The organism is Kosakonia sp. H7A (genome assembly GCF_003028445.1).
Classification (GTDB): domain Bacteria; phylum Pseudomonadota; class Gammaproteobacteria; order Enterobacterales; family Enterobacteriaceae; genus Kosakonia; species Kosakonia radicincitans.
Genome location: NZ_PYTZ01000001.1, coordinates 413,974 through 439,039, shown reverse-complemented (window position 1 = coordinate 439,039; position 25,066 = coordinate 413,974). Strand labels below are relative to the sequence as shown.

The 25,066-nt window shown below is 55.5% G+C and carries 22 protein-coding genes and 1 pseudogene; 6 read left to right on the top strand and 17 right to left on the bottom strand.

What is annotated here, in order from left to right; translation table 11 throughout:
• Positions 1–6 precede the first annotated feature (6 nt).
• The 7 genes from rsxD to blr form a co-directional block, all read right to left on the bottom strand.
• Complete coding sequence (gene rsxD, locus CWM66_RS01905; protein WP_007374789.1) at positions 7–1,059, bottom strand: electron transport complex subunit RsxD; 1,053 nt, start codon at positions 1,057–1,059, stop codon at positions 7–9.
• Complete coding sequence (gene rsxC, locus CWM66_RS01900; protein ID WP_107146185.1) at positions 1,060–3,363, bottom strand: electron transport complex subunit RsxC; 2,304 nt, start codon at positions 3,361–3,363, stop codon at positions 1,060–1,062.
• Positions 3,356–3,934, bottom strand: coding sequence for an electron transport complex subunit RsxB (gene rsxB / locus CWM66_RS01895; RefSeq protein WP_007374791.1), 579 nt, complete (start codon positions 3,932–3,934; stop codon positions 3,356–3,358). Before rsxB ends, rsxC begins: the two co-directional genes overlap by 8 nt.
• Entirely contained in the window at positions 3,934–4,515 is a 582-nt protein-coding gene (gene rsxA / locus CWM66_RS01890) for an electron transport complex subunit RsxA (protein ID WP_007374792.1), read from the bottom strand. Before rsxA ends, rsxB begins: the two co-directional genes overlap by 1 nt.
• A 77-nt stretch (positions 4,516–4,592) precedes the next feature.
• On the bottom strand, positions 4,593–5,033 hold the full coding sequence (locus tag CWM66_RS01885; protein ID WP_007374793.1) for a DUF2569 domain-containing protein: 441 nt from the start codon (positions 5,031–5,033) through the stop codon (positions 4,593–4,595).
• Positions 5,034–5,120: 87 nt separating this feature from the next.
• Positions 5,121–5,336 carry a transcription modulator YdgT gene (ydgT, locus tag CWM66_RS01880; RefSeq protein ID WP_007374794.1) on the bottom strand — a complete coding sequence of 72 codons (216 nt, stop codon included), beginning with the start codon at positions 5,334–5,336 and terminating at the stop codon, positions 5,121–5,123.
• 222 nt (positions 5,337–5,558) lie between these two features.
• Positions 5,559–5,696, bottom strand: a complete 138-nt coding sequence (blr, locus tag CWM66_RS01875) for a division septum protein Blr (RefSeq protein WP_007374796.1) — start codon at positions 5,694–5,696, stop codon at positions 5,559–5,561.
• Between the two features lie 207 nt (positions 5,697–5,903).
• Between blr and CWM66_RS01870 the strand changes: the two genes are divergently transcribed.
• On the top strand, positions 5,904–6,944 hold the full coding sequence (locus tag CWM66_RS01870) for an oxidoreductase (RefSeq protein ID WP_072438645.1): 1,041 nt from the start codon (positions 5,904–5,906) through the stop codon (positions 6,942–6,944).
• Between the two features lie 37 nt (positions 6,945–6,981).
• Here the strand turns inward: CWM66_RS01870 and add are convergent, their stop codons facing one another.
• From add to malX, 3 genes are all read right to left on the bottom strand, one after another.
• A complete protein-coding gene (add, locus tag CWM66_RS01865; RefSeq protein ID WP_007374798.1) occupies positions 6,982–7,983 on the bottom strand; it encodes an adenosine deaminase in 1,002 nt (333 codons plus the stop codon).
• 315 nt (positions 7,984–8,298) lie between these two features.
• On the bottom strand, positions 8,299–9,486 hold the full coding sequence (locus tag CWM66_RS01860) for a MalY/PatB family protein (protein WP_107146184.1): 1,188 nt from the start codon (positions 9,484–9,486) through the stop codon (positions 8,299–8,301).
• Between the two features lies 1 nt (position 9,487).
• Complete coding sequence (malX, locus tag CWM66_RS01855; protein ID WP_107146183.1) at positions 9,488–11,101, bottom strand: maltose/glucose-specific PTS transporter subunit IIBC; 1,614 nt, start codon at positions 11,099–11,101, stop codon at positions 9,488–9,490.
• 200 nt (positions 11,102–11,301) lie between these two features.
• Here malX and CWM66_RS01850 point away from each other — a divergent pair.
• Positions 11,302–12,582 (top strand): annotated as a pseudogene (locus CWM66_RS01850) (alpha-amylase family protein); the annotation flags it as partial.
• Between the two features lie 636 nt (positions 12,583–13,218).
• Positions 13,219–13,467: a biofilm development regulator YmgB/AriR family protein gene (locus tag CWM66_RS01845; protein WP_007374803.1), complete on the top strand. Its 249-nt coding sequence runs from the start codon at positions 13,219–13,221 to the stop codon at positions 13,465–13,467.
• Between the two features lie 62 nt (positions 13,468–13,529).
• On the opposite strand, the gene CWM66_RS01840 is transcribed toward CWM66_RS01845, so the two are convergent.
• The 3 genes from CWM66_RS01840 to manA form a co-directional block, all read right to left on the bottom strand.
• On the bottom strand, positions 13,530–13,787 hold the full coding sequence (locus tag CWM66_RS01840; RefSeq protein ID WP_139201259.1) for a hypothetical protein: 258 nt from the start codon (positions 13,785–13,787) through the stop codon (positions 13,530–13,532).
• Between the two features lie 154 nt (positions 13,788–13,941).
• Positions 13,942–15,480, bottom strand: a complete 1,539-nt coding sequence (locus CWM66_RS01835) for a YdgA family protein (RefSeq protein WP_035889259.1) — start codon at positions 15,478–15,480, stop codon at positions 13,942–13,944.
• Between the two features lie 101 nt (positions 15,481–15,581).
• Positions 15,582–16,760, bottom strand: coding sequence for a mannose-6-phosphate isomerase (gene manA, locus CWM66_RS01830; protein ID WP_072438650.1), 1,179 nt, complete (start codon positions 16,758–16,760; stop codon positions 15,582–15,584).
• Positions 16,761–16,958: 198 nt separating this feature from the next.
• Between manA and fumA the strand changes: the two genes are divergently transcribed.
• The gene (fumA, locus tag CWM66_RS01825) at positions 16,959–18,605 is read left to right on the top strand and encodes a class I fumarate hydratase FumA (RefSeq protein WP_007374807.1); all 1,647 of its coding nucleotides are present in this window, start codon (positions 16,959–16,961) and stop codon (positions 18,603–18,605) included.
• Positions 18,606–18,769: 164 nt separating this feature from the next.
• Positions 18,770–20,170, top strand: a complete 1,401-nt coding sequence (fumC, locus tag CWM66_RS01820) for a class II fumarate hydratase (RefSeq protein ID WP_107146182.1) — start codon at positions 18,770–18,772, stop codon at positions 20,168–20,170.
• Here fumC and tus read toward each other — a convergent pair.
• The 3 genes from tus to rstA form a co-directional block, all read right to left on the bottom strand.
• Positions 20,167–21,096 carry a DNA replication terminus site-binding protein gene (gene tus / locus CWM66_RS01815; protein ID WP_079518004.1) on the bottom strand — a complete coding sequence of 310 codons (930 nt, stop codon included), beginning with the start codon at positions 21,094–21,096 and terminating at the stop codon, positions 20,167–20,169. The genes fumC and tus overlap by 4 nt on opposite strands.
• Before the next feature lie 79 nt (positions 21,097–21,175).
• Positions 21,176–22,471: a two-component system sensor histidine kinase RstB gene (rstB, locus tag CWM66_RS01810; RefSeq protein ID WP_007374810.1), complete on the bottom strand. Its 1,296-nt coding sequence runs from the start codon at positions 22,469–22,471 to the stop codon at positions 21,176–21,178.
• A gap of 21 nt (positions 22,472–22,492) precedes the next feature.
• Complete coding sequence (rstA, locus tag CWM66_RS01805) at positions 22,493–23,209, bottom strand: two-component system response regulator RstA (RefSeq protein ID WP_035889265.1); 717 nt, start codon at positions 23,207–23,209, stop codon at positions 22,493–22,495.
• 127 nt (positions 23,210–23,336) lie between these two features.
• On the opposite strand from rstA, the gene CWM66_RS01800 reads away from it, so the two are divergent.
• A complete protein-coding gene (locus CWM66_RS01800) occupies positions 23,337–23,672 on the top strand; it encodes a GlpM family protein (RefSeq protein ID WP_007374812.1) in 336 nt (111 codons plus the stop codon).
• Here the strand turns inward: CWM66_RS01800 and CWM66_RS01795 are convergent.
• On the bottom strand, positions 23,669–25,051 hold the full coding sequence (locus CWM66_RS01795; protein WP_035889267.1) for an amino acid permease: 1,383 nt from the start codon (positions 25,049–25,051) through the stop codon (positions 23,669–23,671). The two genes, CWM66_RS01800 and CWM66_RS01795, sit on opposite strands and share 4 nt — an antisense overlap.
• Positions 25,052–25,066: the final 15 nt, after the last annotated feature.

Sequence of the window (25,066 nt, the reverse complement as noted above, 5' to 3'; positions counted from 1 at the left end):
GACTCCTTATCGATGCCCGTACACGCGAGGACGCGTGTAGTAGTCAATCAGCGGTACGGTGATATTAGCCAGCAGTACAGCAAAGGCGACGCCGTCCGGATAGCCGCCAAAACTGCGGATCAGCCACACCAGCAAACCCGCCAGCGCGCCAAAAATCAGCCGCCCTTTGTTGGTAGTGGAGGCCGTTACCGGATCGGTCAAAATAAAGAAAGCGCCCAGCATGGTTGCGCCGGAGAGTAAATGCAGATGCGGTGCAGCCAGCGATTGCGGGGAAAAGATCCAGCCAAGCGTGGAGCACACCGCAAGCGAAAGCAGGAAGCTCAGCGGAATATGCCAGCGAATGGTCTTCTGCCACAGCAGGAACAGCCCGCCGGCCAGATAGCCAAGGTTAACCCACTGCCAGCCTGCGCCCGCCAGCACACCGCTGTAGATCGGGTATTGCAGGATCTGCTCAACGCTGTGACCCGCATGCAGTGACGTTTTAAAGGTATCCAGCGGTGTGGCCTGGCTGACGCCATCAATGCCAATACGCAGGGTTTCCATGGTGGCGCCCGTTGCAGTATGCCCGCTGAAGATCACCTGTACCGCATCCATAAAACCCGGCACGGTATGGGCGATTTCGTATGGCGGCAGCCAACTGGTCATTTGCACAGGGAAGGAGATCAGCAGTACCACGTAACCGATCATCGCCGGGTTAAATGGGTTGTGACCAAGCCCGCCATATAACTGTTTGGCGATAACGACGGCGAACACCGTACCCAGCACCACCATCCACCACGGCGCGAAAGGGGGAATACTGATCGCCAGCAGCAAGCCGGTTAACAGCGCCGAGTTATCCGCCAGAATTGCGCCCACGTTTTGTTTACGCAGCGACAACACCAGCGCTTCCGCTGCCAGGGCACTGACAATGGCGAGAATGATCTGTATCAGGGTTCCCCAACCGAAAAACCACAGTTGAGCGGCAATGCCAGGCACGGTGGCGAGCGTCACCAACAGCATAATGCGTGAAGTCTGACGCTGGTTATGGGTATAGGGGGAACTTGCGATTCGGAAAACCATTTAATCCTCGTTAACAGCTTGCTGCGCGGCTTTTTTAGCCTGAACACGGGCGATGGCGGCGGCGACAACCGCTTTACGCGGATCATCATTGGCGGCCTGCGGAACCGGTGATGCCTCATTTACCGCTACCTGCGCCTGAGTTTGTTCTGCTTTGCGCGCTTTCGCGCGGGCAATGGCGGCTTCGACAGCGGCTTTACGCGGATCGACAGGTGCCTGCTCCGGCGGTTGTTCGACAACCGGGGATTCAGCCTGCGCCGCTTTGCGCGCTTTCGCTCGGGCAATTGCTGCCTCAACGGCAGCTTTACGCGGATCGACAGGCGCCTGCTCCGGCGGTTGTTCGACAACCTGGGATTCAGCCTGCGCCGCTTTACGCGCTTTCGCGCGGGCAATGGCGGCTTCGACAGCGGCTTTGCGCGGATCGACAGGTGCCTGCTCCGGCGGTTGTTCGACAACCTGAGATTCAGCCTGCGCCGCTTTGCGCGCTTTCGCGCGGGCAATTGCTGCCTCAACGGCAGCTTTGCGCGGATCGACAGGTGCCTGCTCCGGCTGTTGTTCGACAACCTGGGATTCAGCCTGCGCCGCTTTACGCGCTTTCGCGCGGGCAATGGCGGCTTCGACAGCCGCTTTGCGCGGATCGTCCGTTTCACTGCTCGCCGTGTTTGCTTCAGCGAGCTGTGCTTTCTCTGCCTGGCGGGCGCGGACCTGCGCTTTGCGCGCTTCGCGGGCGGCGATGGCATCGCGGTTATCCGGCTCAGCGCCAGCCTGAATCACCACTGGTTGCGTGGCGGTAGCTTGTTTTTCCCGCACGCGGGCCAGCGCAGCGTCGATAGCCTGCTGATCCTGAGCGCCAGGCTGCACCGCGGCCTGTTTGTGGCGCTGCTGGCGGGCAATTTTATCGCGCTCAAGACGAGCCTGACGCGCCTCAAAGCGCGCTTTAGCTTCGATCGTGCGTTTCTCTTCCTGCGCAATGGCATAAATTTCCGCTTTCTCCTGGCGGAAATATTGCACCAGCGGAATATTGCTGGGGCACACCCAGGCGCAGGCACCGCATTCGATACAATCGGAGAGGTTATGCGCAGTGGCCTTATCGTGCTGCTGGCCCTTGCTGAACCAGTAAAGCTGCTGCGGCAGTAAATCTGCCGGGCAAGCATCGGCACAGGCGCTACAGCGAATACAGCCTTTTTCTTCCTGCGGTTCACCCATTTCGCTGGCAGATGGCGCCAGCAGACAGTTGGTGATTTTGACTACCGGAACATCCAGCCATGGCAGGGTAAAGCCCATCAGCGGGCCGCCCATAATGACCAGTTGTTCGCTGGAAGGACAGAAACCCGCATGTTCAAGCAGATGACGCACTGGCGTCCCCAGACGCGCCCAGACGTTGCCGGGACGGGTGACGGCTTCGCCGGTCAGCGTGACGACGCGTTCGGTCAGAGGCTCACCATCAATCACTGCGCGTTTCACCGCATAGGCCGTGCCGACGTTTTGCATCAGGATGCCGATATCCGAAGAACGACCGCCGTGCGGCACCTGTTTGCCTGTCAGGATCTGCGTCAACTGTTTTGCGCCGCCGGACGGGTATTTGGTTGGAATAACGCGTAACTGAATATCATGACTGTCGGCCAGTACCGCACGCATCATCGAAATGGCCTGCGGTTTATTATCTTCAATCCCGATGAGGGTCTGACGCGGTTTAAGAATGTGCGCCAGAATACGCACACCTTCGATAATCTGCGCGGCACAATCCTGCATCAGCCGGTCGTCAGCTGTAATGTACGGCTCGCATTCGGCGGCATTGATGATCAGCGTTTCAATTTTATTGCCGCCGCCATACAGTTTGGCGGCGGTCGGAAAGCCCGCGCCGCCTAACCCCGCGACGCCATACTGATGAATGCGTTCGAGCAACGCGTCAATGCTGTGTGCGCGGTAGTCATTCCAGCCATCACGTTCGATCCAGCGATCTTCGCCATCCGCTGCAATAATGACGCTCATCTCCGGCAACGCTGAAGGGTGAGCGGTGGAGTGGGGAGCGATAGCGATAACGGTACCCGACGTCGGGGCATGCACCGGCAGCATCCGGCCGCGACCACGTGTCAGCGGCTGGCCGCGCAGCACCGTATCACCGACGCTGACGCACAGCTCGCCTTCAGCACCAATATGTTGTTTTAGCGGAATGACAAAGCGCTGCGCCAGCGGTAACTGGCGCAGCGGCGTGCCGTTAGACTGCGTTTTCATCTCCGGCGGATGAATGCCACCGTGAAAATCCCACAGTTTCTCTTTTCGGAAAGCGGAAAATAACTTAAGCATGGTGTTCCACAGGAATAATACGTACCGGGATGGTTTCTAAATCCCATTTCCAGCTCGCGGTGGTCGTTTCCACAGGACGCAATTCAATGCACTGCGTCGGGCACGGATCCACACAAAGATTGCAACCGGTACACAGATCGCTCATCACCGTATGCATGGCGCGCGTGGCGCCAAGGATGGCGTCGACCGGACAGGCCTGGATGCATTTGGTGCAGCCAATGCAGTTGTTTTCATCAATAACCGCCAGCATCCGTACCGGCTCCTGTGCGCTGGCATCGCCGTCAATCGGTTGCGGATCGACATTCAGCAGCGTGGCGATTTTCAGCATTACCGCTTCGCCGCCCGGCGCGCAGCGGTTAATTTTTTCGCCGTTGATGCCCACTGCTTCTGCATAAGGGCGACAGCCTGGATAGCCGCACTGGCCGCACTGACTTTGCGGCAGCAGCTCATCAATACGTTCAACGACCGGATCGTCCTCAACCGCAAAGCGGCGGGATGCGTAACCGAGAATGAGGCCGAACAGCAGCCCTAGCACGCTCAGAGCTGCAACGGCAATTGAAATTGCACTCATTACAGTTTTACCAGACCACTAAAGCCCATAAAGGCCAGAGACATTAAGCCCGCAGTGATTAACGCAATCGCATTGCCGCGGAAAGGGGCGGGCACATCGGCAACCACCAGACGCTCGCGGATCGCAGCGAACAGCACCATCACCAAAGAGAAGCCAACGGCGGCGGCAAAGCCATATAACGCCGATTGCATGAAATTATGACCAAGGTTGATATTCAGCAGCGCAACGCCCAGCACCGCGCAGTTGGTGGTAATCAACGGCAGAAAGATCCCCAGCAGGCGATAGAGCGCCGGGCTGGTTTTGCGCACCACCATTTCAGTGAACTGCACAACGACCGCGATAATCAGGATAAACGCCAGCGTGCGCAGATAGACTAAATCCAGCGGAATCAGAACCCAGGTATCGATAATCCAGGCGCACACCGACGCCATCGTCATCACAAAGGTGGTCGCCAGACCCATGCCCATGGCGCTTTCCAGTTTTTTGGAAACGCCCATAAACGGACACAGGCCAAGAAACTTCACCAGTACGAAGTTATTGACCAGCACCGTTCCGATAAATAGCAGCAGATAATCTGTCATTATTTGGCCTGAAAATAAAAAAGCCGCCTATTATCGGTCAAACAGCACCGGGCGACAACAGGATAACTGTAAGGTTATTACGGATTAACAAATGTCTTTTTCACGCGTTGAGAACGCTTGAAGTAAGGCACCATCAGCGCAGCGGCAAGCAGTGGGAACAGAAGCTGTCGCACCGCCAGATCGTCGGAAACGGGAGAGAAAGCGAACGCTTTCAGCGACAGCAGGACGCAAATTAACGACCAGATTATAAAGTGTTTGGGTACGCTGCGGCGGCGCTTAAAAAAGGCGATCACCAGCCAGAACGTGTAATACCAGATGGCGATAGCAAAGGCGAACGAAACGAACCACAAAACGTTTTCTTTCAGCGTTTGCGCGCCGAGCGCCGCGACCGTCTGTGGCGTTAATAGCGCGGTGGCATAGAGCATTAATGCCAGAGAAGTACTTAATAACGTGAGCAGCAACCAGGCCAGAGGGCCAAGTAACCAGCCTCCGATTCGTTCTGCAGGCGTTGTCGTCATGTGTATTCCTCTGTTAAGGCTTTAATGTAATGCATTTATTTCGCCGGGCGACGAGTATAAAGCATTACGCGCCAAATGCCAGAGGCGTTACTGCACGTAGCGCCAGACAGAGCGTGGAACGCACCCAATGTCAAACAAGCGGCCGCCAGAGACCAGCTCAGCGCGGCGGTGATCGGCGGCGCGGTACATGTTGATGATTTCGGCAGTGTCGGTAAGCGTGTAGTTGAGGTGGTCAAACAATTTTTCCAGACTTTCGAGCGAACTGATTTTGCGGAATTTTAATAAATAGTCCTGAACGGTCATGTCGTGGGTTATCCATATATTGAAAGAGGCGTAAATAAAATGGGGCTAATTCGTTCGAATAATAAACATTATTATTATCGCAACGTAAATAGCTCTACTATTAAATTAAGAGTTTTCTTTTCGAATGAAAACAGATGCCAGAACGGCGGCGGAGAAGAAGATTAACGTTCTTCGCCACCGCTGGCAATAAGCATTTACTCTCTTTACCAGGAGTTTTCGTTATTATTTTTTCTGCGCCACAATACTCTGTTCCGGGGGCTGATAATTATCGATATGGCTGGCGAAAACCAAAAGAACGGTCGATACGCCAAGCACCACCCACCCCATTAGTTCAATGATCCGATTGATTATTCCGGCCATACTTCTACAACTCCCTGATGTTAATCCACGTATAAAAAACGCCATCATGTCTCGAAAAGGTGCTGGTTGCAGATTTAAGCAGATTTTTCGACCGGAAACCAGGGCGTAATGGGTCTAAATCATTCATGAAATTTATGAATAGAGGAAGCGGTTGTCGCCATTCGACAGATGGTGTCAAATAAGTGCTCTAAAAGGAGGGGCCATGATATGAGTGATAAGATCCGTGTTGGCTTAGTCGGTTATGGCTATGCCAGTAAAACGTTTCACGCGCCGCTGATTGCCGGAACGCCAGGAATGGAACTGGCGGCTATTTCCAGCAGTGATGAATCAAAAGTCAAAGCTGACTGGCCCGTCGTGCCGGTTGTTTCTGAACCGAAACATCTGTTCAACGATCCGCAAATCGATTTGATTGTGATCCCCACGCCCAACGATACCCATTTTCCGCTGGCGAAAGCGGCACTGGAAGCCGGTAAGCATGTGGTCGTGGATAAACCCTTTACAGTGACACTGTCACAAGCCCGCGAACTGGATGCGCTGGCGCGTAGTCTTGGGCGCGTATTGTCTGTGTTCCACAATCGGCGTTGGGACAGTGATTTTCTGACGTTAAAAGCGCTACTGGCGGACGGCGCTCTGGGCGAGGTGGCCTATTTTGAATCCCATTTTGACCGTTTTCGTCCGCAGGTACGCAACCGCTGGCGCGAACAGGGCGGTCCGGGCAGCGGCATCTGGTACGATTTAGGTCCGCATCTGCTCGATCAGGCGGTCAATTTATTCGGTCTGCCGGTATCGCTGATGGCCGATCTGGCGCAGTTGCGTCCGGGTGCACAATCAACCGACTACTTCCATGCCGTACTGACTTACCCGCAACGCCGCGTGGTGCTGCATGGTACGCTGCTGGCGGCGGCGGAATCGGCACGCTACATTGTGCACGGCAGTCGTGGTAGCTATGTGAAATATGGTCTGGATCCGCAGGAAGAGTGCCTGAAAAATGGCGCGCGTTTGCCGCAGGCTGACTGGGGCTACGATATGCGCGACGGCGTGTTGACGCGCGTGGAAGGCGAAGAACGCAGGGAAGAGAGCTGGCTGACCGTGCCGGGCAACTACCCGGCCTACTATGCTGCGATTCGCGATGCGCTTAATGGCGTCGGTGAAAACCCGGTTCCGGCCAGCCAGGCTATTCAGATTATGGAGTTAATCGAACTGGGGATTGAGTCCGCAAAACATCGCGCCACCCTGAGCCTGACCTGACAATTGACCGCTCACGCCGCTGCGTGAGCGGTTTGTTTCAGGCGGTTGCCACTCTCTCCCGTAATGCCTGTTTCTCTTGCTCGCTGAGAAACGCCATCTCCAGCCCGTTGATTTGCGCCTGGCGAATCTGTTCGCGACTCAGCCCTGCTGCGGGTGCCGCAACCTGATATTCATGACCAATTTCCACACCCTGCACGGCCGGATCGTCAGTGTTAATGCTGGCAAGAATGCCATGTTCGAGGAAAGTCTTGAGTGGATGGCGATCGAGCGAAGGCACGGTACTGGTCTGAATATTCGACGTCAGGCAGGATTCGATGCCGATACGCTGCTCAGCAAGGAAATCCATGAGCGCCGCATCATCAATCGCTTTGACACCGTGGCCGATACGCACGGCGCCCAGTTCGCGAATTGCCTGCCAGATGCTCTCCGGCCCGGCTGCTTCGCCTGCGTGCACGGTAATGCGCCAGCCCGCATCCCGCGCGCGGTTAAAGTGCGACAGAAACAGGCTGCCAGGGAAGCCAAGCTCATCGCCCGCCAGATCCAGCGCGGTGATCCCGTCGCGATGTGCCAGTAAGGCTTCCAGCTCCTGCAAACAGGCGGCTTCGCCAAAGGTGCGGCTCATAATACCGATTAGCCGCGCCTGGACGTTGAAATCGCGGCTGCCTTCACGCACGCCGGCAATTACCGCTTCCACCACGCCAGCAACCGGCAGGTTGTGAGTCATGGCCATATAGCCTGGAGAGAAACGCAGCTCGACATAATGCAGGCCGTTAAGGGCCGCATCCTGCATATTTTCGTACGCCACACGGCGGCAGGCATCCAGCGAAGCCAGCACTTTCACGCCCCAGTCGAGTTTCGCCAGAAAACTGACCAGATCGGGTTCGTTCGAGGTGACCTGCACATGCGGACGCAGCGCGTCGAGCGTTTGCGCGGGCAGGGGTAAATTATACTGGCGGCCAAGATCCAGAATAGTTTGGGCGCGGATATTGCCGTCGAGATGGCGATGGATGTCAGTTAGTGGCAGGTTTGGATCTATCATGGTCGCACTCTTATTTTTGCTAAAGTGCATACCATTATACCACAGCTCAATAAGCTATTAAAAATACAGCTAAATTTATGAATCCCTGAATGAAAAGGCTATAGCGGAGAATAACAACCCAATTTTATGGTTGATCCACTATCATTTCTGTCAGTTGCCTGAGAGGAAGCATTGGGTAATATTCCGCGATTATTAGCGATAAAACAGAGCCGCCTGCAGGCGACTCTGTTTTGAGCAATGGCCGATATTATAGGTGTTCGGTGAACGTAATCTCTTCAGCCGCCTAAAAAGTATTGGTGCTGACAAACGTAGACATCACATTAGCGATGTTAATGCGGCAATTAACCCTTCGACGCCGCGCTCAAGTTTTATTCGCGGGCAACCGGCATTTAAACGAATAAATCCCTGACCTTCCGCGCCGTAAACATCGCCGCGCATAATGGCGACTTTTTGCTCCTCAATCAGCGCCTTTTGCAGAGCATCGTCGTCCACTCCAGTGCGACGTAAATCGATCCACGCCAGATAGGTTGATTCCGGGATCTGCCAGTTAAGCGACGGGAATGCCTGATTTAACCGGCTGGCGATATACTCCAGATTGGCGCGCAGATACGTTCGCAGAGCATCCAGCCATGGCGCGCCCTGGCGGTAAGCGGCAATATGCGCAACCACGGATAACACCGCCGGTGAGGAGAGACCATTACTGTTTTTCAGTGCATCCAGCCAGTTCTCGCGCGACGTCGCATCGCCAATCATTCCCCATGCGCCGGTCAGCGCCGGGATATTGAAGCTTTTTGACGCCGAGGTAAACAGCGCCCACGGGCCGCGCGCCACGGTATGCCATGGGATATGTGGACGCTGGCTCCAGACCATATCCATATGGATTTCATCGCTGATCACCCTGACGTTATGCCGCTCGCACAGCGCGGCCATGGTTTCCAGCTCTTCCCGTGTCCAGAGCTTGCCGGTTGGGTTGTGTGGGCTGCACAGGAGAAGAATTTTGCTTTCCGGGCGCCTTAACACCGCTTCCAGACGCGTCATATCGCAGTACCAGCCTGCATCGTTACGCTCCAGTGGCACGGAAAACATCTGGCGCTGATTCCCTGCGATCGCTTTGTAGAACGCATCATAGGCGGGTGTATGCACCACCACGCCATCGCCAGGCTGCGACCATTGCCGAATCTGCTCGGCGATCATCCAGATCACCGATGGGCCGTAAACAAAGGTTTCCCGATCTGACGGACAGTTAAAACGGCTGGCCAGCCAGTGTTCAATCGCACCGAGAAAATCGTCATTTTTCCAGCGGCTGTAGCCCAGCACGCCGTGCGCCAGCCGTTGCTGCATGGCGGTAATGACGCAGGGTGCTGTGGCGAAATCCATATCGGAGATGGTAAAAGGCAGCAAATCGGCGTGGCCGAAACGATCGGCAACGTAATCCCACTGCGTACACCAGGTTCCGTGGCGATCGATTGGGGTGGCAAAATCGAAAGAGGTTGTGTCTGTCATTTTATCCTGCCTCCGTCTGGGCTACCGCCTGCGGTGCGCGCATCAACTGCACCATCTCATCTTTCACTGACTGAACCTGCGTACCAATCACCACTTGCAGGTTATGTTGATTAACTTTAATCACGCCGATTGCCCGGTTCGCTTTCAGGGCGGCCTCGTCCACGCGCGACATATCCTTCACCACCAGACGTAAACGGGTGATGCAGTTGTCCAGCGAATCGATATTCTCTGCGCCGCCGAGCGCGTTCAGTAGAGCCGGGACATTATAGCCCGATTGCCCCTGCGCACTTGTCGTTGCGCTGTTCGCCTCGCTGGCCGTGTCGATCTCGCGCCCCGGTGTTTTCAGGTTGAAGCGGGTGATAGCAAAACGGAACAGCGCGTAATACGTCACAAACCATACGGCGGCAACGACCGGCACCAGATACCATTTGGTCGCCATGCCATGCAGTATGCCGAAAACGATAAAGTCGATGATATTGCCGTCCGTGTTGCCAATAGTTACGCCGAGCACCGCCATCACGGTGAAACCAAGACCGGTTAACAAGGCATGGAGCAGGTAGAGCGCCGGGGCGACAAACAGGAACAGGAACTCCAGCGGTTCGGTGGTGCCGCCGACCACGCAGGCAATCACGCCGGAGATAATTAAGCCTTTAATCTTATGGCGGTTTTCTGGTCTTGCACAGTGATACATTGCCAGCGCTGCGCCCGGTAAGCCGCCAAGGAAAGCCGGCATTTTACCCTGCGACAGAAAACGCGTAGCGCTCTCGGCAAAACCGTGGGTTTCCGGGCAGCCAAGCTGTGCCTGGAAAATGGTTAACGCGCCGCTGACCGTATGACCGCACACATCCATGGTGCCACCCGCTTCGGTAAAACGAATCAGCGCGACCAGAATGTGTTGCAGGCCGAAAGGGAGCAACAGCCGCTCGCCGGTGCCGAAAATCATCGGGCCGAACTCGCCAGCGCGATCGATAATGTGCCCAAGCCCGCTAATCCCCAGCGCAAACCACGGCCAGACCAGCGGGATTACCAGGCCAATCATGCCCATCACAATGCTGGTGACAATCGGTACCGAACGCGTACCGCCGAAGAAAGCCAGTGCATCCGGCAGGCGCAGCGTATGAAAGCGCTCATGCAGCCGCCAGATGATCACCCCGGCAATCACTGCGCCGAGGATGCCGGTATCAATGGAGGGAATGCCCAGCACATTCTGCACGTTATGCGCTTTGAGAAGCGCCGCATCGCTGGTGGGTAAAACCCCTTTTGCCGTCAGCCAGAAATTGACCGCCAGATTCATTACCGCATAACCGACAAACCCGGAGAACGCCGCAACGCCTTTATCTTCACGGGCCAGCCCCAGCGGGATGGCGATACAGAACATCACCGGCAGGAAGGTAAAGGCAAATGCGCCGATTTTGCTCATCCAGATAAACACTGCCTGCAACAGCGGGTGTCCAAGCCATGGCAGGAGCGTAATCACATCGCGGCTGCTCAGTGAACTGCCGATGCCAAGCATGATCCCGCAAAATGAGAGCAGGGCGACCGGCAACATAAATGTCTTACCTAATTGCTGAAAAAATTCCCACAATGTTATTTTCTGGGCGGTTTTTACCGTCATCACTAATCCTTAGTTCGCAAAGGCCAAAGCCGAAAGCGCACAGGGTAAAGATTTCTCCGATTTTTGGTGCGATGTGGCGCACGTAACGCAGATTGCCTGTTTTTTTCAGATTCCATGAATACCGCGCTGTTGCGGCCTGTCGGGCGAGAAAAACATCTATCCTTCACTCTGTAAGCGAACAGCAGCAAGAGGAGCGTTGGATGCGAAGTGATTGGTATAAAAATGCTGTCATCTATCAGATTGATACCCCTTTTTTTCTGGACGGGAACGGCGATGGCTGCGGTGATTTGCAGGGTATTCGCCGCCGCCTGGATTACATTCGCGGCCTGGGCGCGACGGGCGTCTGGTTAACACCTTTTTATCTCACTCCGTTTCTTGATGGCGGGTACGATGTGCAGGATCACCTGCAAATTGACCCGCGTTTTGGCGATATCGCCGATATGGTCTTACTGCTGGAAGAGGCGGAAGAGCTGGGGATCCATGTCATTATTGAGCTTGTCTTGCAGCATACCTCCGATCAGCATGTCTGGTTTCAGTCGGCCCGGCAGGATAAACACTCCCCTTATCGCGACTACTACATTTGGGCTGATGAGCCACCAGAAGAGGATGATGATCCGATGTTTCCCGGCGTCGAAGAGAGCGTCTGGAGCTGGGATGAGGCCGCGCAGCAGTATTACCGGCACATGTTTTATCGCCACGAGCCCGACTTGAATCTTCAGTGCCCACAGGTGATTAAAGAGATCGAACGCATTATCGTTTTCTGGCTGCGGCTTGGCGTCTCTGGTTTCCGCCTTGATGCGGCATCGCACATGGTGAAGCAGGCCGGTGGTGGCGATGCTGATAAAGGTTACTGGCTTCTGAACCATCTGCGTGATTTTGTCATGTTGCGCAGGCCTGAAACCATTCTGCTGGGGGAAGTGGATGTCGCTGTTGATGAGTATGCCGACTACTTCGGCAACAATGATCGGCTGCATATGTTGCTGAGTTTCAACATTAATAAACACTTCTTCCTGGCGCTCGCCCGGCAGGATGCCACGCCGCTGGCGGATGCGTTACGTGAAATCCCTGCACCGCCGCTACGCGCCTGTTTCGCCAACTGGCTACGTAACCATGACGAACTGGATCTCGACGGTCTCAGTGATGAAGAGAAGAAAGAGGTGATGGCGGCGTTTGCGCCAGATGAGGAGATGGGAGTTTATCAACGCGGCATCCGGCGGCGGCTGGCGCCGATGCTGCAAGGTGATACCGCGTGGATTGCGATGGCGCATGCGGTGCTCTTTTCGCTTCCCGGCGCGCCAGTGATGCGTTACGGCGATGAGATCGGCATGGGGGATGATTTGCGTTTGCCAGAACGTCAGGCTGTCCGTACGCCGATGCAGTGGTCCGGCACGCATGCTGCCGGTTTTTCAACGGCGGATGCCGACCGTTTATTGGTTTCGCCGGTCGATAGCGGTCCTTTTCGCTACCAAAAAATCAATGTTGGTGCCGGGCAGATCGGCGCTTTCGCTCAGCGTATGTGTTTCGGCCTCATCGCTAAAGCGGCCGAGCGCATGATGCAGGTCATCAACCGGCGCATCCAGGTAATCGGCGGTTGCCGATAGCGGTTGTTCTTCCGTTTGGCCGCCCCAGGCCTTTTTCGCCAGAAGACGATCAAAAAGGGCGGGGAAAAGCATGTTCCCGGCAATGGACTGAATACTGGAACTGCCCAGCCAGACTTCGTGCACGCGCCGCTGGCTGGCCCGATAGATGTCGCGTGCGGCCGTCTCCGGCTGGAAAACAGGTGCCACCGGACGGGCTTTTTTACCCAGTTTATTGCGTTGCGCGCCCCACACCTGCTGTCCCTCCGGTAATCACCACTACTGGCATTCTTTCCTCCTGCTGGTCAAAAAAACTCATTCATTTATAGACGCCGTGGCGCAGAAGCTCTAAGCGCAACGGTTTTCAAATTCTGGCGTGTGGAGTTTATGCCGGTAAAAAATGTCGCCAGGGGAAATAGATAAAAAATTGTTATGTAATTAAGTTGCACAGGTGAAAAAGCGTGACTATTTTTTATTGTCGAATCAGAACCCTCCCGCCATACCGTGGAGGCCGGGCTCTCTTTTTTATTCAGGATTACTATGCAGACGACAACCACAGAAGAGCAACTTAATGCGTATTTCGGAACAGATGCGCGCACTTATGAAGCGGAAAAGGAAATAATCCACGAGATCATGCATAACCTGCAGTTAAAGAATGTAGAGGTCAGTAATAAGCATCTGATTCTGGCGCTGATCGGGCTGCTGGAAACAGAAGATGATGTGGTCAGACAGGATATCTATCGCAATGCATTAGAGCTGGTCGTGCAGAAAACGCCCGACGATCTGTAATCAAAAAAATGTGTCCTCGATTCGCCTTCGCCTGTCGCGAAGGCGTTTTTTTGCCCGCAGGGTTAATGTCTGGGCAGATTATTCCGCGCTGAAAGCCCGGTTAACGGAAACGGATTGGTATGGCGCGTATTGCTGCTCTGGTAGAGGTAGACGGCACGGATAGCCGCCTGAAGCGCGTGGTGTCGTTCATCATCGCACGCCTCCTGCAGATGCTGCTGGAGTTGCTGCACAAGCGTGGCGAAAGAGATCTTACTCTCTGACGCCAGCAATGCCATAACGGCGTCTTTCAGCACCGTATCGACAAGATCTTCATACGCCATTTTACGCATTCAGCCTCACAAAATCAGCGGTATGGGAGGGAACTGAAATATATTGCGTATATATATCACCGAGTTGTATGAGTTGTACACGCTGATGCTGAGAGGTGCGTTGCTGTCTGGCAAAAAATTAACCCCTCCGCAGAGGGGTTAGAGATTACTGCTGCGGCGCTGCCGGTACTTCCGGCACCGGGGGCACGGCGTTGTCCGGCTGTGCGGGCTGAAGCGACGGCAGACCAAACATACCGACAAACTCTTCGAGCGGCATTTTTTCGCCATTCAGCGTCACCTGACCGTTCGCGTATTGCAGGCTGGTGAGAATATTGTTGTTCTCAAGCGTGGTGATACGGAACATCTGGCCCATCGCCGCCAGCCCTTTAACTTGCTGGTTAGCCAGTTTTGCTGCTTCGTCCTGCTGATAACCTTCCAGTTTCGCGACCTGGGTCATCAGTTCGGTGGCCATCTCCACCGGGATCAGCAGCTTGCCATCCAGCGATTTCACCGTGCGATCCACTTCGTCGGCCAGCGTTTGCGGCGCGCCGGTGGCGGTGGAAGGATCTTTCAGGAACAGTGACAGATTGAAGGTGGCTTCGCCTTTGGCATTTTTCCAGCTTAACGGCGCAACGGTAATCACCGGTTCACCTTTCAGCAGCAGCGGTACAGCATTGAGGAAGGCTTCCGTCGCTTTTTGCTGGTAGAGTTCCGGGTTCTGCACCACTTCCGGCTGCGCCATCAGCGCGCGCGTCTGCGCATTGTACTGCTCGCTGAACTGATGCCACGCCTGGCCGTCGATCTGGCCCACTTTTAGCGTCAGGTTGCCGCTGCCCAGATCCTGGCCCTGAACTTTCAGGCTATTAAGGGTGTAATCGAGCTGGCTGTTGATGTTTTTCTTGTCATCCGCCACGTCGGATTTAGCCGTTAAGTTCATGCCTTCCAGCACGGCCAGCTCTTTGTTTTCCACCGAAATAGAGAGTTTATCGAGTGAGAGTTTCTGGCTACCGGTGCGCTCATCAAAAGCTGCGATTTCGCTTTTGCCATCGGTTTTCAGTTGGTTAAACGACAGTTGCACGCGCTGTCCGTACTCATTCACAGCATCAACCAGCCCGCTCTGCGCCTCTCCGCTCAGGGTGAGCGCGTTGCCATCTTTGTCCGCGCTGAAACGGAACTGGCCACCGCTGAAGGCGACTTTCTCGCCCTCTTTTTCAGAGCTGAGCGGGAGCAGGGTGATATCGCTGCGCGTATCGCCGCTGTAGCCAATGCGGGTTTCGGCATAGAACGGCGATTCCCCTTTGGCGATGTCGAACAGTGCTTTGGTGACATCGTTATTAACCAGTTGCGTATGCACAGAGGCCATTGCCGGGGCCAGGCTGAACGACTTAAGCTGCGCCAGCGGGAAGGGGCCATGATCGACGGTTTCTTGCAGAACAATGTTCTGGCCCGGTTTCAGCCAGGTATTGGTGGCGCCATCAACTGGCTTGATATGCAGCGTAAAATGGCTGGAGAAGAGGCCGCGCTGATAATCCTGCGCGGAAAGCTCCACGTTGGCCTCCGGCGCGTTGTGCTTAATCTGCGTATTGGCGTCGTTCACTATCTCCGCCAGACGGCTTTCAAGCTGTTTTCCCGTGTACCAGGCACCGCCGGTCCAGACGACACCCAGTGCAACAATGATCCCTGCGGCAACCAACGTTTTTTTCATAGTGTTTATCCATAAAAAATGAAACCAGGCGGTGGTGGCCGCCTGGACTGTCGAAATAGGTTACAGCAAGCTTAGCAACCCTTATTAAAAAGTTCAGTAACTTAGTTGAGTTTATTGAACACGCGCGCCACTCTCCCGGTGCCGCGGACGGCCACTGGCGACTCATCAGCAGCAATGAATGCCGACTCGCCAGGTTTCAGTACCAGACGGTCACTGCCTTTGCTGAGCACCGCTTCGCCTTCCACGCAAAAGACAATCGCCGCACTCTGCTGCGCCAGCGTGGTTTCAGCGGCGGAGAGATCGTGAAGCGAGAACGCAAAATCATCAACCGGGATTGGGAAATCCAGCTCCGCGCCCTGACGCACCGGCTCGGTGAGCAGCGTGGCGGCTGGTTTCGGTGTGAATTTGACGTTCGCTACCAGTTCCGGAATATCGATGTATTTCGGCGTTAATCCGGCGCGCAGAACGTTATCGGAGTTCGCCATCACTTCCAGCGCCACGCCTTGCAGATAGGCATGCGGCGTTTCGGCGAACAGAAACATCGCTTCGCCTGGATTCAGTTTCACTACGTTGAGCAGCAGTGGAGAGAAGAGGCCGCTGTCATCGGGGTAGAATTCAGCAATTGTGCGGATCGTCTGCCACGGCTCACCCTGTTTTTCTTCCAGCACGGATTTCAGCACCGCCAGCGCGCGGGATTTTTCGTCACCCTGCATGTTGAGCAGCGCGGCAAACAGCTCGCTCAATCTCTCAGCGCCCGGCGCCTGCAAGAAGTGGGCGATAGCCGGATGCGCACCCGCGACCGGTTGCAGCAGAGAGACTATGTCGGAGAACTCGCGAAAGGCATTCATGGCCAGGAACGGCGTCAGGGCGAACACCAGTTCCGGCTTATGGTTTGGATCTTTGTAGTTACGTTCCGCCGCGTCCAGCGGAATGCCTGCGGCGTTCTCTTTGGCAAAGCCGATTTCTGAGTTTTTCTTGTTGGGATGAACCTGAATCGACAGCGGCTGGTCGGCGCACAGCACTTTAAATAAAAACGGCAGTTCGCCGAAACGCTCTGCCACTGCCTGGCCGAGCAGGCGGTTTTTGTCCTGCTCGATCACGTCACGCAACGCGCGGGTCTGACCGCTGGCGTCCTGAACTTTTGAGCTGCTCTTCGGGTGCGCTCCCATCCACAACTCTGCCATCGGCAGGTTTTGCGGATTCGCCACGCCGTAGAGATCCGTTAACGCAGTTTTACTTCCCCAGGCGTAGTTCTGCACTGAGTTGATGAGTTTTTGCATTATCAAGCCCTTTCTAAGTAATGAAATACTGGCGTCATTAAAGCAACAAACCCGGCAGAAGTAACCTGCGGGGATAAAAAGTCGTATTAGTCTCAGTTTTTGTTAAAAAATTGTGTAGGATATGGTAACTCGCTTTAACACAGGCAGAGGGAATGGCTGCCTGAACAATAACCAGATCGTGCCGTAAGTGAGAGAACAATGTCGAATAAACCCTTTTACTATCAGGATCCTTTCCCGCTCGGAAAGGACGAGACCGAATACTATCTGCTAAGCCGTGACTATGTTTCTGTTGCCGAGTTTGACGGCCAGCAAATCCTCAAAGTTGACCCGCAGGCACTGACGCTACTGGCGCAACATGCCTTCCACGATGCTGCATTTTTACTGCGCCCGGCGCACCAGCAGCAGGTTGCTGATATCCTCGACGATCCCGAAGCCAGCGAAAACGATAAATATGTCGCGCTGCAATTCCTGCGCAACTCCGAGATCGCCTCGCGCGGCGTTCTGCCAACCTGCCAGGATACCGGCACGGCGATCATCATGGGTAAAAAAGGGCAGAACGTATGGACCGGCGGCGGCGATGAAGCCGCGCTGGCCCGTGGCGTCTATAACACCTTTATCAACGATAACCTGCGCTACTCGCAGAATGCGCCGCTGGATATGTACAAAGAGGTCAACACCGGCACTAACCTGCCAGCGCAGATCGATCTCTACAGCGTGGACGGCGATGAATATAAGTTCCTGTGTATTGCCAAGGGCGGCGGTTCGGCCAACAAAACTTATCTCTACCAGGAAACCAAAGCGCTGATCACCCCGGCGAAGCTGAAAAATTACCTTGTTGAGAAGATGCGCACCCTGGGTACGGCCGCGTGTCCGCCTTATCACATTGCGTTCGTGATTGGCGGTACATCGGCGGAAGCGACGCTGAAAACGGTCAAACTGGCATCAACCAAATATTACGACGCATTGCCGACGGAAGGTAATGAGCACGGCCAGGCATTCCGCGATGTGCAACTTGAGCAGGAACTGCTGGTGGAAGCGCAGAATCTCGGTCTGGGCGCGCAGTTTGGCGGCAAGTACTTTGCCCATGATATTCGCGTGATCCGTCTGCCGCGCCACGGCGCATCCTGTCCGGTGGGGATGGGCGTTTCCTGTTCGGCCGATCGTAACATCAAAGGCAAGATCAACCGCGAAGGGATCTGGCTGGAGCGGCTGGAGCAGAATCCCGGTAAATACATTCCCGAAGCGCTGCGCCAGGCGGGTGAAGGCGAGGCGGTGAAAGTGGATCTCAACCGTCCGATGAAAGAGATCCTGGCGCAGTTGTCGCAGTACCCGGTCTCCACGCGTCTGTCGCTCAGCGGTACGATCATTGTCGCTCGCGATATTGCGCATGCGAAACTGAAAGAGCTGATGGACAGCGGCGAGCATCTGCCGGAGTACGTGAAAAATCACCCGATTTATTACGCTGGCCCGGCGAAAACGCCGGAAGGTTATGCTTCTGGTTCCCTCGGCCCAACCACCGCAGGACGGATGGATTCCTACGTCGATCAGTTGCAGTCGCAGGGCGGCAGCATGATCATGCTGGCGAAAGGCAACCGTAGCCAGCAGGTGACGGATGCCTGCCATAAACATGGCGGTTTTTACCTTGGCAGCATTGGCGGCCCGGCGGCTATCCTCGCGCAGAACAGCATCAAGCATCTGGAGTGCGTGGCTTATCCGGAACTGGGAATGGAAGCCATCTGGAAGATTGAAGTGGAAGATTTCCCGGCCTTTATCCTTGTTGATGACAAAGGCAATGACTTCTTCCAGCAGATCCAGTCCGGCCAGTGCGCCCGCTGTGTGAAATGATTCAGACCGCCCCTGGGGGCGGTTTTTTTCGGGGCTGCCGCTCTCCGACAGACCTGTTTCAGCACAAAGCAGTAAACAACATCATAAATAGCATCAATACTTTTACTTGTTTGCAGGTGAGCAATGTCAGCACTCAACACCACTTTGTAGCCAAGGAGAAAGTAATGACAACGCATCGCAGTGAGAAAGATTCGATGGGCGCCATCGATGTTCCGGCCGATAAACTGTGGGGCGCGCAAACCCAGCGGTCGCTGGAGCATTTCCGCATTTCCACCGAGAAGATGCCGGTCTCGCTGATCCACGCGCTGGCGCTGACCAAGCGTGCAGCGGCGAAGGTGAACCAGGATCTGGGGCTGTTGCCTGAAGAGAAGGCCCGCGCGATTATCGCGGCGGCAGATGAAGTGCTGGCGGGGAAACATCCCGATGAGTTTCCGCTCGCCATCTGGCAGACCGGCTCCGGCACGCAGAGCAACATGAACATGAACGAGGTGCTGGCGAATCGCGGCAGCGAGATCCTCGGCGGCGTGCGCGGTATGGATCGCAAAATTCATCCCAACGACGACGTAAACAAAAGCCAGAGCTCCAACGACGTTTTTCCTACCGCGATGCATGTTGCGGCGGTGATTGGCGTGCGCGAACATCTGCTGCCGCAATTGCTGGTGCTGAAAAACACGCTTGCGGAGAAGTCCCGCGCTTTCGCTGACATTGTGAAAATCGGCCGAACCCACTTACAGGATGCAACGCCGCTGACGCTTGGCCAGGAGATCTCCGGTTGGGTCGCGATGCTGGAACACAACCTGAAGCATATCGAATTAAGTTTGCCGCACTTAAGCGAGCTGGCGCTGGGCGGCACTGCCGTAGGCACGGGGCTGAATACGCACCCGGAATATGCAGAGCGTGTGGCGAAAGAGCTGGCGAGTTTCACGCAACAACCGTTTGTCACTGCGCCCAATAAATTCGAGGCGCTGGCCACTTGTGATGCGCTGGTGCAGGCTCACGGCGCGTTAAAAGGGCTGGCGGCATCGTTGATGAAAATCGCCAACGATGTGCGCTGGCTGGCTTCCGGCCCGCGCTGCGGCATCGGCGAAATCGCCATTCCGGAAAACGAGCCGGGTAGCTCGATCATGCCAGGCAAAGTTAACCCGACGCAGTGCGAAGCGATGACCATGTTGTGCAGCCAGGTGCTGGGCAACGATGTGGCGGTCAATATTGGCGGTGCATCCGGCAACTTCGAGCTGAATGTGTTCCGCCCGCTGGTTATCCATAATTTCCTGCAATCGGTACGTTTACTGGCGGACGGAATGGAGAGTTTCAACGAGCATTGCGCGGTGGGCATTGAGCCCAATCGTGCGCGTATCGACCAGTTGCTCAATGAGTCGTTAATGCTGGTGACGGCCCTGAATACGCATATCGGGTACGACAAAGCGGCGGAAATTGCCAAAAAAGCCCATAAAGAGGGGCTGACGCTGAAAGCCTCGGCGCTGGCGCTCGGCTATCTGACCGAGGCCGAGTTTGACAGTTGGGTACGCCCGGAGTCGATGGTTGGCAGCATGAAACAGGCCTAACCCGCCAGATAGAGGTGCAGCCGCGGGATCAACAGCGTTAGCGGCTGCGGCTGCGGTTTGAAACGGTGCTGTATATTGTCGGCGTTGTAATCCAGCAGTTCGCCAATATCCGGCACCATCCCGCCATTTTCCTCTGAAATCAGCACAATCATTGGTGTCGGGCAGGCGTACTGCACCTGCTTTTGTGAACCGGAATACCAGATGCGCGCAATCGGCTGTACCTTCACCGGACGTTTAATTTTCAGCCGCGCCTGTTTGGGTAGTGCGGCAACATCGTTGTACTCCTGTTCGACTTTCGCCAGCCACTGCTCCCGCGTGAAGGCGGAAACAGCGCGCGGTGATTTCAGGCTTTTCTCCAGTTGTGCCAGCACCTCATCGCGCGTGAGGTTTTTGATGATGTGTTTATTGGCCCAGCCGAAACGAATGGTGGCGGGAGAATGAATCAACGTCAGCGTGCGGTAGGCATTGAGGGTGATCAGACCTGGTAAATGACGATGTACCCACTCAAAACGGGCTGCGGGCACCAGCCCGGATTCCACGGTAACAATCCGTTCAAAGGCCAGTTTCAGCGAATTGATCGCGCTGATGCGCTGTTCCAGCGCCTGACGAGTCGCCTCATTGGTTTGATAACACAGTACGCCCGGCAGCCGCACCGCTGCTTTGCTGCTGCGGTTTTCCGACTGCTGCTGAATGAACAGATGCGTGTAATGGTTGAGCGCCAGCTCTGCCGCGCGGCGGCCAATATGTTGTTTGACGTGAATAGCAGTCAGGGGATCGTGCTCCGCGCCTTTGGCAATGTCCGGCAAGGTAAAGACGCGCCCGGCCATCAGACGGCACTCCGCCAGCGCCGCTTTCAATGCGCCGAGTTCATGTTCAAGCTGCCGAAAAGTGGTGTTAAGACGTTCGATAAGATCCAGCGCTGCCATCCTGGTTTCTCCATTAGTTACAACATACTTTTTAATTTATAGCACAGGTGCACGCATCCGGTCACTGTGCCGCTATGGTTCAGGAGGGCAGTGAAATGTGGTGGTAGATGGGCCAGCTAAAAGTAAATTGCGCGCCACCCAACTCGCTTTGTGAGCAGCTGACTTCGCCACCGAACGCCTGGGCTATTGAATGCACAATGGCCAGCCCCAGGCCGCAGCCGCCGGTTGCGCGATCGCGGCTGGGATCGAGGCGGACAAAAGGCTCGAACACACGCTGGCGCTCTTCGGGCGCAATGCCTGGACCATCATCTTCCACGGTCATGCTGGCCTGCGAGCCCTGGCGCTGTAAGGTGACCCTCACGGTTTGCTGGCTGTAACGCAATGCATTGTTTACCAGGTTATCCAGCACGCGCTCCATCAGGCGCATATCGAGCGCACCATACTCTTCGCCCGGTGTGGCGGTCAGCAACAAGGTGTGTTGCGGGTTCATGCTGCGGGCATCATCCATATAGCTGTGAAACCAGGCGGGCAGATCCGGGGTAGTGAGTTTCAGCTCGGTTTGCGGGCGATCGAGCCGGGCATAGGTCAGCAGTTCTTCAATTAATGCTTCCAGTTGCCCGATATCACGGTTCAGCGCCGCGCGTTCGGTTTCGCTCAGGTTATCGCTCATCTCCAGCCGGTAACGCAGCCTGACCAGCGGCGTGCGCAGCTCGTGGGCGATACCGTCAATCAACTGTTTTTTACTGGCGATCAGCGCATTGATGTTATCGGCCATCTGGTTAAAGGCGATGCCGAGCCGCTCAAAGCTGGAGTTACTGTCGAAATGAATACGTTCTTCAAGATGGCCTTCACCAAAACGTTGCGCGGCAGATTCCAGCCGCAGCATCTCCTGCCAGTGCGGGCGCATCCAGATAAACACCGGAAAAGCGAGTGAGATGGCAATCAGCGCCATCAACGACATATCCAGCAGACGCATCTCATGCAGGAAAAAGAGATAGGGCACCGGGCCGACAGCCAGCACGTAATGGCTGCGTGGAATGCGCTGAATAAAGGTGTATTCAGAATCCAGCGCCACAATATCGCCTTCGCGCAGCCGTTGGGCTGCGTGTTCCTCAAGCGTGAATTTATTCATCGGTTCAATGCGCAGATTGAACGACAAATTCAGATCCAGCTCTTTCAGCGTTTTGGCCCATTGATGCGGCGGGATCTCGCGCAGTTCGCTGCGCATTAAGTAGAGGGAGCTTTTCATCAGGTCGTCCAGCGACTGACGTCCCGCGCGCTCGGCGGTAAATTTATAAACCAGACCCACCAGCATCGTCATGACCAGAAAACAGACGAACAGCAAAAGGTAAAACTGGACGAACAGTTTTTTCATCGTGACACCTGGTTAAGAGCTTCAGTTGTCCCACGCGTGCGGCGCGAACAGGTAGCCTTTGTTACGGACGGTTTTGATGCGATAAGGTTCGGTGGCGCTGTCGAGCAGCTTTTTCCGCAGTCGGGAGATTGCCACATCGACGCTGCGATCCATGCCGTCATAACTGACGCCGCGCAGGTTTTTCAACAGTGCGTCCCGGTCCATGATTTGTCCGGCGTGGGTTGCCAGTTCCCACAGCAGCTCAAAATCCGCCGTCGAGAGCGAAACCTGCTCGCCTGCCAGCAGTACCTGGCGGTTAACCGGATCGATCGACAATGTGCCGAAACTGATGGCTTTATGCTGTTTCAGCGACGGGGATGCAGGTTCCGCCGCGACGCCAGTACGCTGTCGCAAATGCAACCGCAGCCGGGCCAGCAGCACCGCAGGTGGCGTGGTTTTGAGGATGTAGTCGTTTGCGCCCATCTCCAGCGACAAAATATGGTTCATATCACTGTCGAGCGAGGTGAGCAGTACAATCGGGCCATTCCACTGGCTTCGCAGGTCGCGGCACAGCGTCATACCGTCTTTACCCGGCAGCATAATATCCAGCAGCACCAGCTCCGGTTTTTCACGGGCGATCACCTCTTCGGCGCGATCGCCGCGGGGTTCGACAATGACATCCATATCGTGTTTGCCCAGATAAGCCGCAATCAGTGCGCCGACTTCCGGGTCGTCTTCCACAAAAACGATCTTATTCATATGCCAGTGTTATCGATAAAAACGTAAACATACACCGCCTTGCGGTAAGCTGCCATTACTCTTTTCTAAACGATATGCGCTCAGTTATGCTGTAGGTCGTTGTTGTTAAAGTATTAAAGGGAAAATTATGGGGTTGTTTTTTAAAGCCGCGCTGGGCGCGCTGGTGGTGCTGTTGATCGGCGTATTAGCAAAAACAAAAAATTACTATATTGCCGGGCTGATCCCACTGTTCCCGACTTTTGCGCTGATCGCCCACTATATCGTCGCGACCGAGCGCGGTGTGGAAGCGTTGCGCACTACCATCGTGTTCGGTATGTGGGCGATCATTCCCTATTTCGTCTATCTGCTGTCACTGTGGTATTTCACCGGTATGATGCGCGTCTGGCCGGCGCTGGGCTGCGCAGTAGTGTGCTGGTGCCTCAGCGCCTGGCTGCTAATTTTTGTCTGGAGCCGCACCCATTAACGCACCAGCATCCAGGTTGCCGGAACAGCAGCAATCAGTAGCAGGCCGATCAGTGCTTTTTCCCGCTGTTTCAGCGCGTCGGTCATTTCGTGCGTGCGGCGGGCATACATAAAGACCAGCAGGCCTGGCGCGTAAAGCACCACGGAGAGCAGCAGGTGCATTGGCCCGGAGGCGTACAGTAACCACAGTCCGTACAGACAGGCGCCAATGGCGACAGCCTGATGCAGCGGGCGACGGGCCATTTTCAGCAGGAACGCGCCGACGAGGAAGTAGGGCACCAGAATCATCTCTGAAGCAATGGTCAGCAGTGTGTTGTAATCCGAGCCGGTAAGCCAGATCAGCACCAGACAGATCTGCACGCTACTGTTGGTCAGCCACAGCGAGGCGGCTGGCGCGCTGTTTTTATTCTGGTGCGCAAAAATGCGTGGAAAGGCTTTATGTGTCGCCGCCAGCAGCGGAACTTCGGCGGCCATAATGGTCCAGCTCAGATACGCGCCGCACACGGAGATAATCAATCCGGCGGCAATCACCACTTCACCCCAACTACCGAGCAGCCTGACCATTAACCCGGCCATTGACGGGTTACGCATTTCTGCCAGTTCGGGACGTGGAACCACACCGAGCGAAAGCAGGGTGACCAGCAGGTAGACCGTAAGCGCCGCCAGCACCGCCAGAAGGGTGGCGCGACCGACATCCTGTTTATTCCGCGCTCTGGCTGACACGACCACGGCGCCTTCCACACCGATAAACACCCACAGAGTGATCAGCATGGTGTTTTTCACCTGTTCCCAGACGGGAACGCCGAGTGCGATGCCGCTGAAGTCCAGACGGAACTTGTCGAGGTTAAACGCCAGCGCCGCCAGTACGACAAACAATCCAAGCGGCACCAGTTTCGCCAGCGTGGCAGCGAGATTAATGCTTGCCGCCGTCTGCACGCCACGCAGGACCAGCGCATGAACAATCCACAGCAATGCAGACGCGCCGACGATCGATTGCCAGGTATTACCATCGCCAAACAGACGCAACGCGGGAGTATCGGTAAAGAAACTCAGCGCGGAAAAGACAATCACCAGATAAGAGACGTTAGCAATAACCGCACACAGCCAGTATCCCCAGGCCGAGCAGAAGCCGATCAGCTCGCCGAACCCTTCGCGGGCATAGGTAAAAATACCGCCATCCAGATCCGGGCGGATTCGGGTCAAAATCAGCATCGCAAAAGCGAGCAGCAGTATTCCCGCGCCGGTGATCACCCAGCCGATGATCAATGCCGCCGGACTGGCGACTTCCGCCATATTCTGCGGCAGGCTAAATACGCCAGCGCCGAGCATGGAGCTCAAAACCAGCGCAGTTAAAGCGCTAAGGCCTAGTTTTTTTTCCATTGTTATCCTGTCAAC

Bases quoted from the DNA above. Each gene is read 5' to 3' on its own strand.
- rsxC (WP_107146185.1), bottom strand. From the start codon at position 3,363: ATGCTTAAGTTATTTTCCGCTTTCCGAAAAGAGAAACTGTGGGATTTT.
- CWM66_RS01795 (WP_035889267.1), bottom strand. From the start codon at position 25,051: ATGGAAAAAAAACTAGGCCTTAGCGCTTTAACTGCGCTGGTTTTGAGC.
- fumC (WP_107146182.1), top strand. From the start codon at position 18,770: ATGACAACGCATCGCAGTGAGAAAGATTCGATGGGCGCCATCGATGTT.
- CWM66_RS01885 (WP_007374793.1), bottom strand. From the start codon at position 5,033: ATGACGACAACGCCTGCAGAACGAATCGGAGGCTGGTTACTTGGCCCT.
- rsxB (WP_007374791.1), bottom strand. From the start codon at position 3,934: ATGAGTGCAATTTCAATTGCCGTTGCAGCTCTGAGCGTGCTAGGGCTG.
- CWM66_RS01860 (WP_107146184.1), bottom strand. From the start codon at position 9,486: ATGACAGACACAACCTCTTTCGATTTTGCCACCCCAATCGATCGCCAC.
- rstB (WP_007374810.1), bottom strand. From the start codon at position 22,471: ATGAAAAAACTGTTCGTCCAGTTTTACCTTTTGCTGTTCGTCTGTTTT.
- fumA (WP_007374807.1), top strand. From the start codon at position 16,959: ATGTCGAATAAACCCTTTTACTATCAGGATCCTTTCCCGCTCGGAAAG.
- CWM66_RS01840 (WP_139201259.1), bottom strand. From the start codon at position 13,787: ATGGCGTATGAAGATCTTGTCGATACGGTGCTGAAAGACGCCGTTATG.
- malX (WP_107146183.1), bottom strand. From the start codon at position 11,101: ATGACGGTAAAAACCGCCCAGAAAATAACATTGTGGGAATTTTTTCAG.
- add (WP_007374798.1), bottom strand. From the start codon at position 7,983: ATGATAGATCCAAACCTGCCACTAACTGACATCCATCGCCATCTCGAC.
- CWM66_RS01845 (WP_007374803.1), top strand. From the start codon at position 13,219: ATGCAGACGACAACCACAGAAGAGCAACTTAATGCGTATTTCGGAACA.
- rstA (WP_035889265.1), bottom strand. From the start codon at position 23,209: ATGAATAAGATCGTTTTTGTGGAAGACGACCCGGAAGTCGGCGCACTG.
- ydgT (WP_007374794.1), bottom strand. From the start codon at position 5,336: ATGACCGTTCAGGACTATTTATTAAAATTCCGCAAAATCAGTTCGCTC.
- CWM66_RS01870 (WP_072438645.1), top strand. From the start codon at position 5,904: ATGAGTGATAAGATCCGTGTTGGCTTAGTCGGTTATGGCTATGCCAGT.
- rsxA (WP_007374792.1), bottom strand. From the start codon at position 4,515: ATGACAGATTATCTGCTGCTATTTATCGGAACGGTGCTGGTCAATAAC.
- CWM66_RS01800 (WP_007374812.1), top strand. From the start codon at position 23,337: ATGGGGTTGTTTTTTAAAGCCGCGCTGGGCGCGCTGGTGGTGCTGTTG.
- rsxD (WP_007374789.1), bottom strand. From the start codon at position 1,059: ATGGTTTTCCGAATCGCAAGTTCCCCCTATACCCATAACCAGCGTCAG.
- manA (WP_072438650.1), bottom strand. From the start codon at position 16,760: ATGCAAAAACTCATCAACTCAGTGCAGAACTACGCCTGGGGAAGTAAA.
- tus (WP_079518004.1), bottom strand. From the start codon at position 21,096: ATGGCAGCGCTGGATCTTATCGAACGTCTTAACACCACTTTTCGGCAG.
- CWM66_RS01835 (WP_035889259.1), bottom strand. From the start codon at position 15,480: ATGAAAAAAACGTTGGTTGCCGCAGGGATCATTGTTGCACTGGGTGTC.
- blr (WP_007374796.1), bottom strand. From the start codon at position 5,696: ATGGCCGGAATAATCAATCGGATCATTGAACTAATGGGGTGGGTGGTG.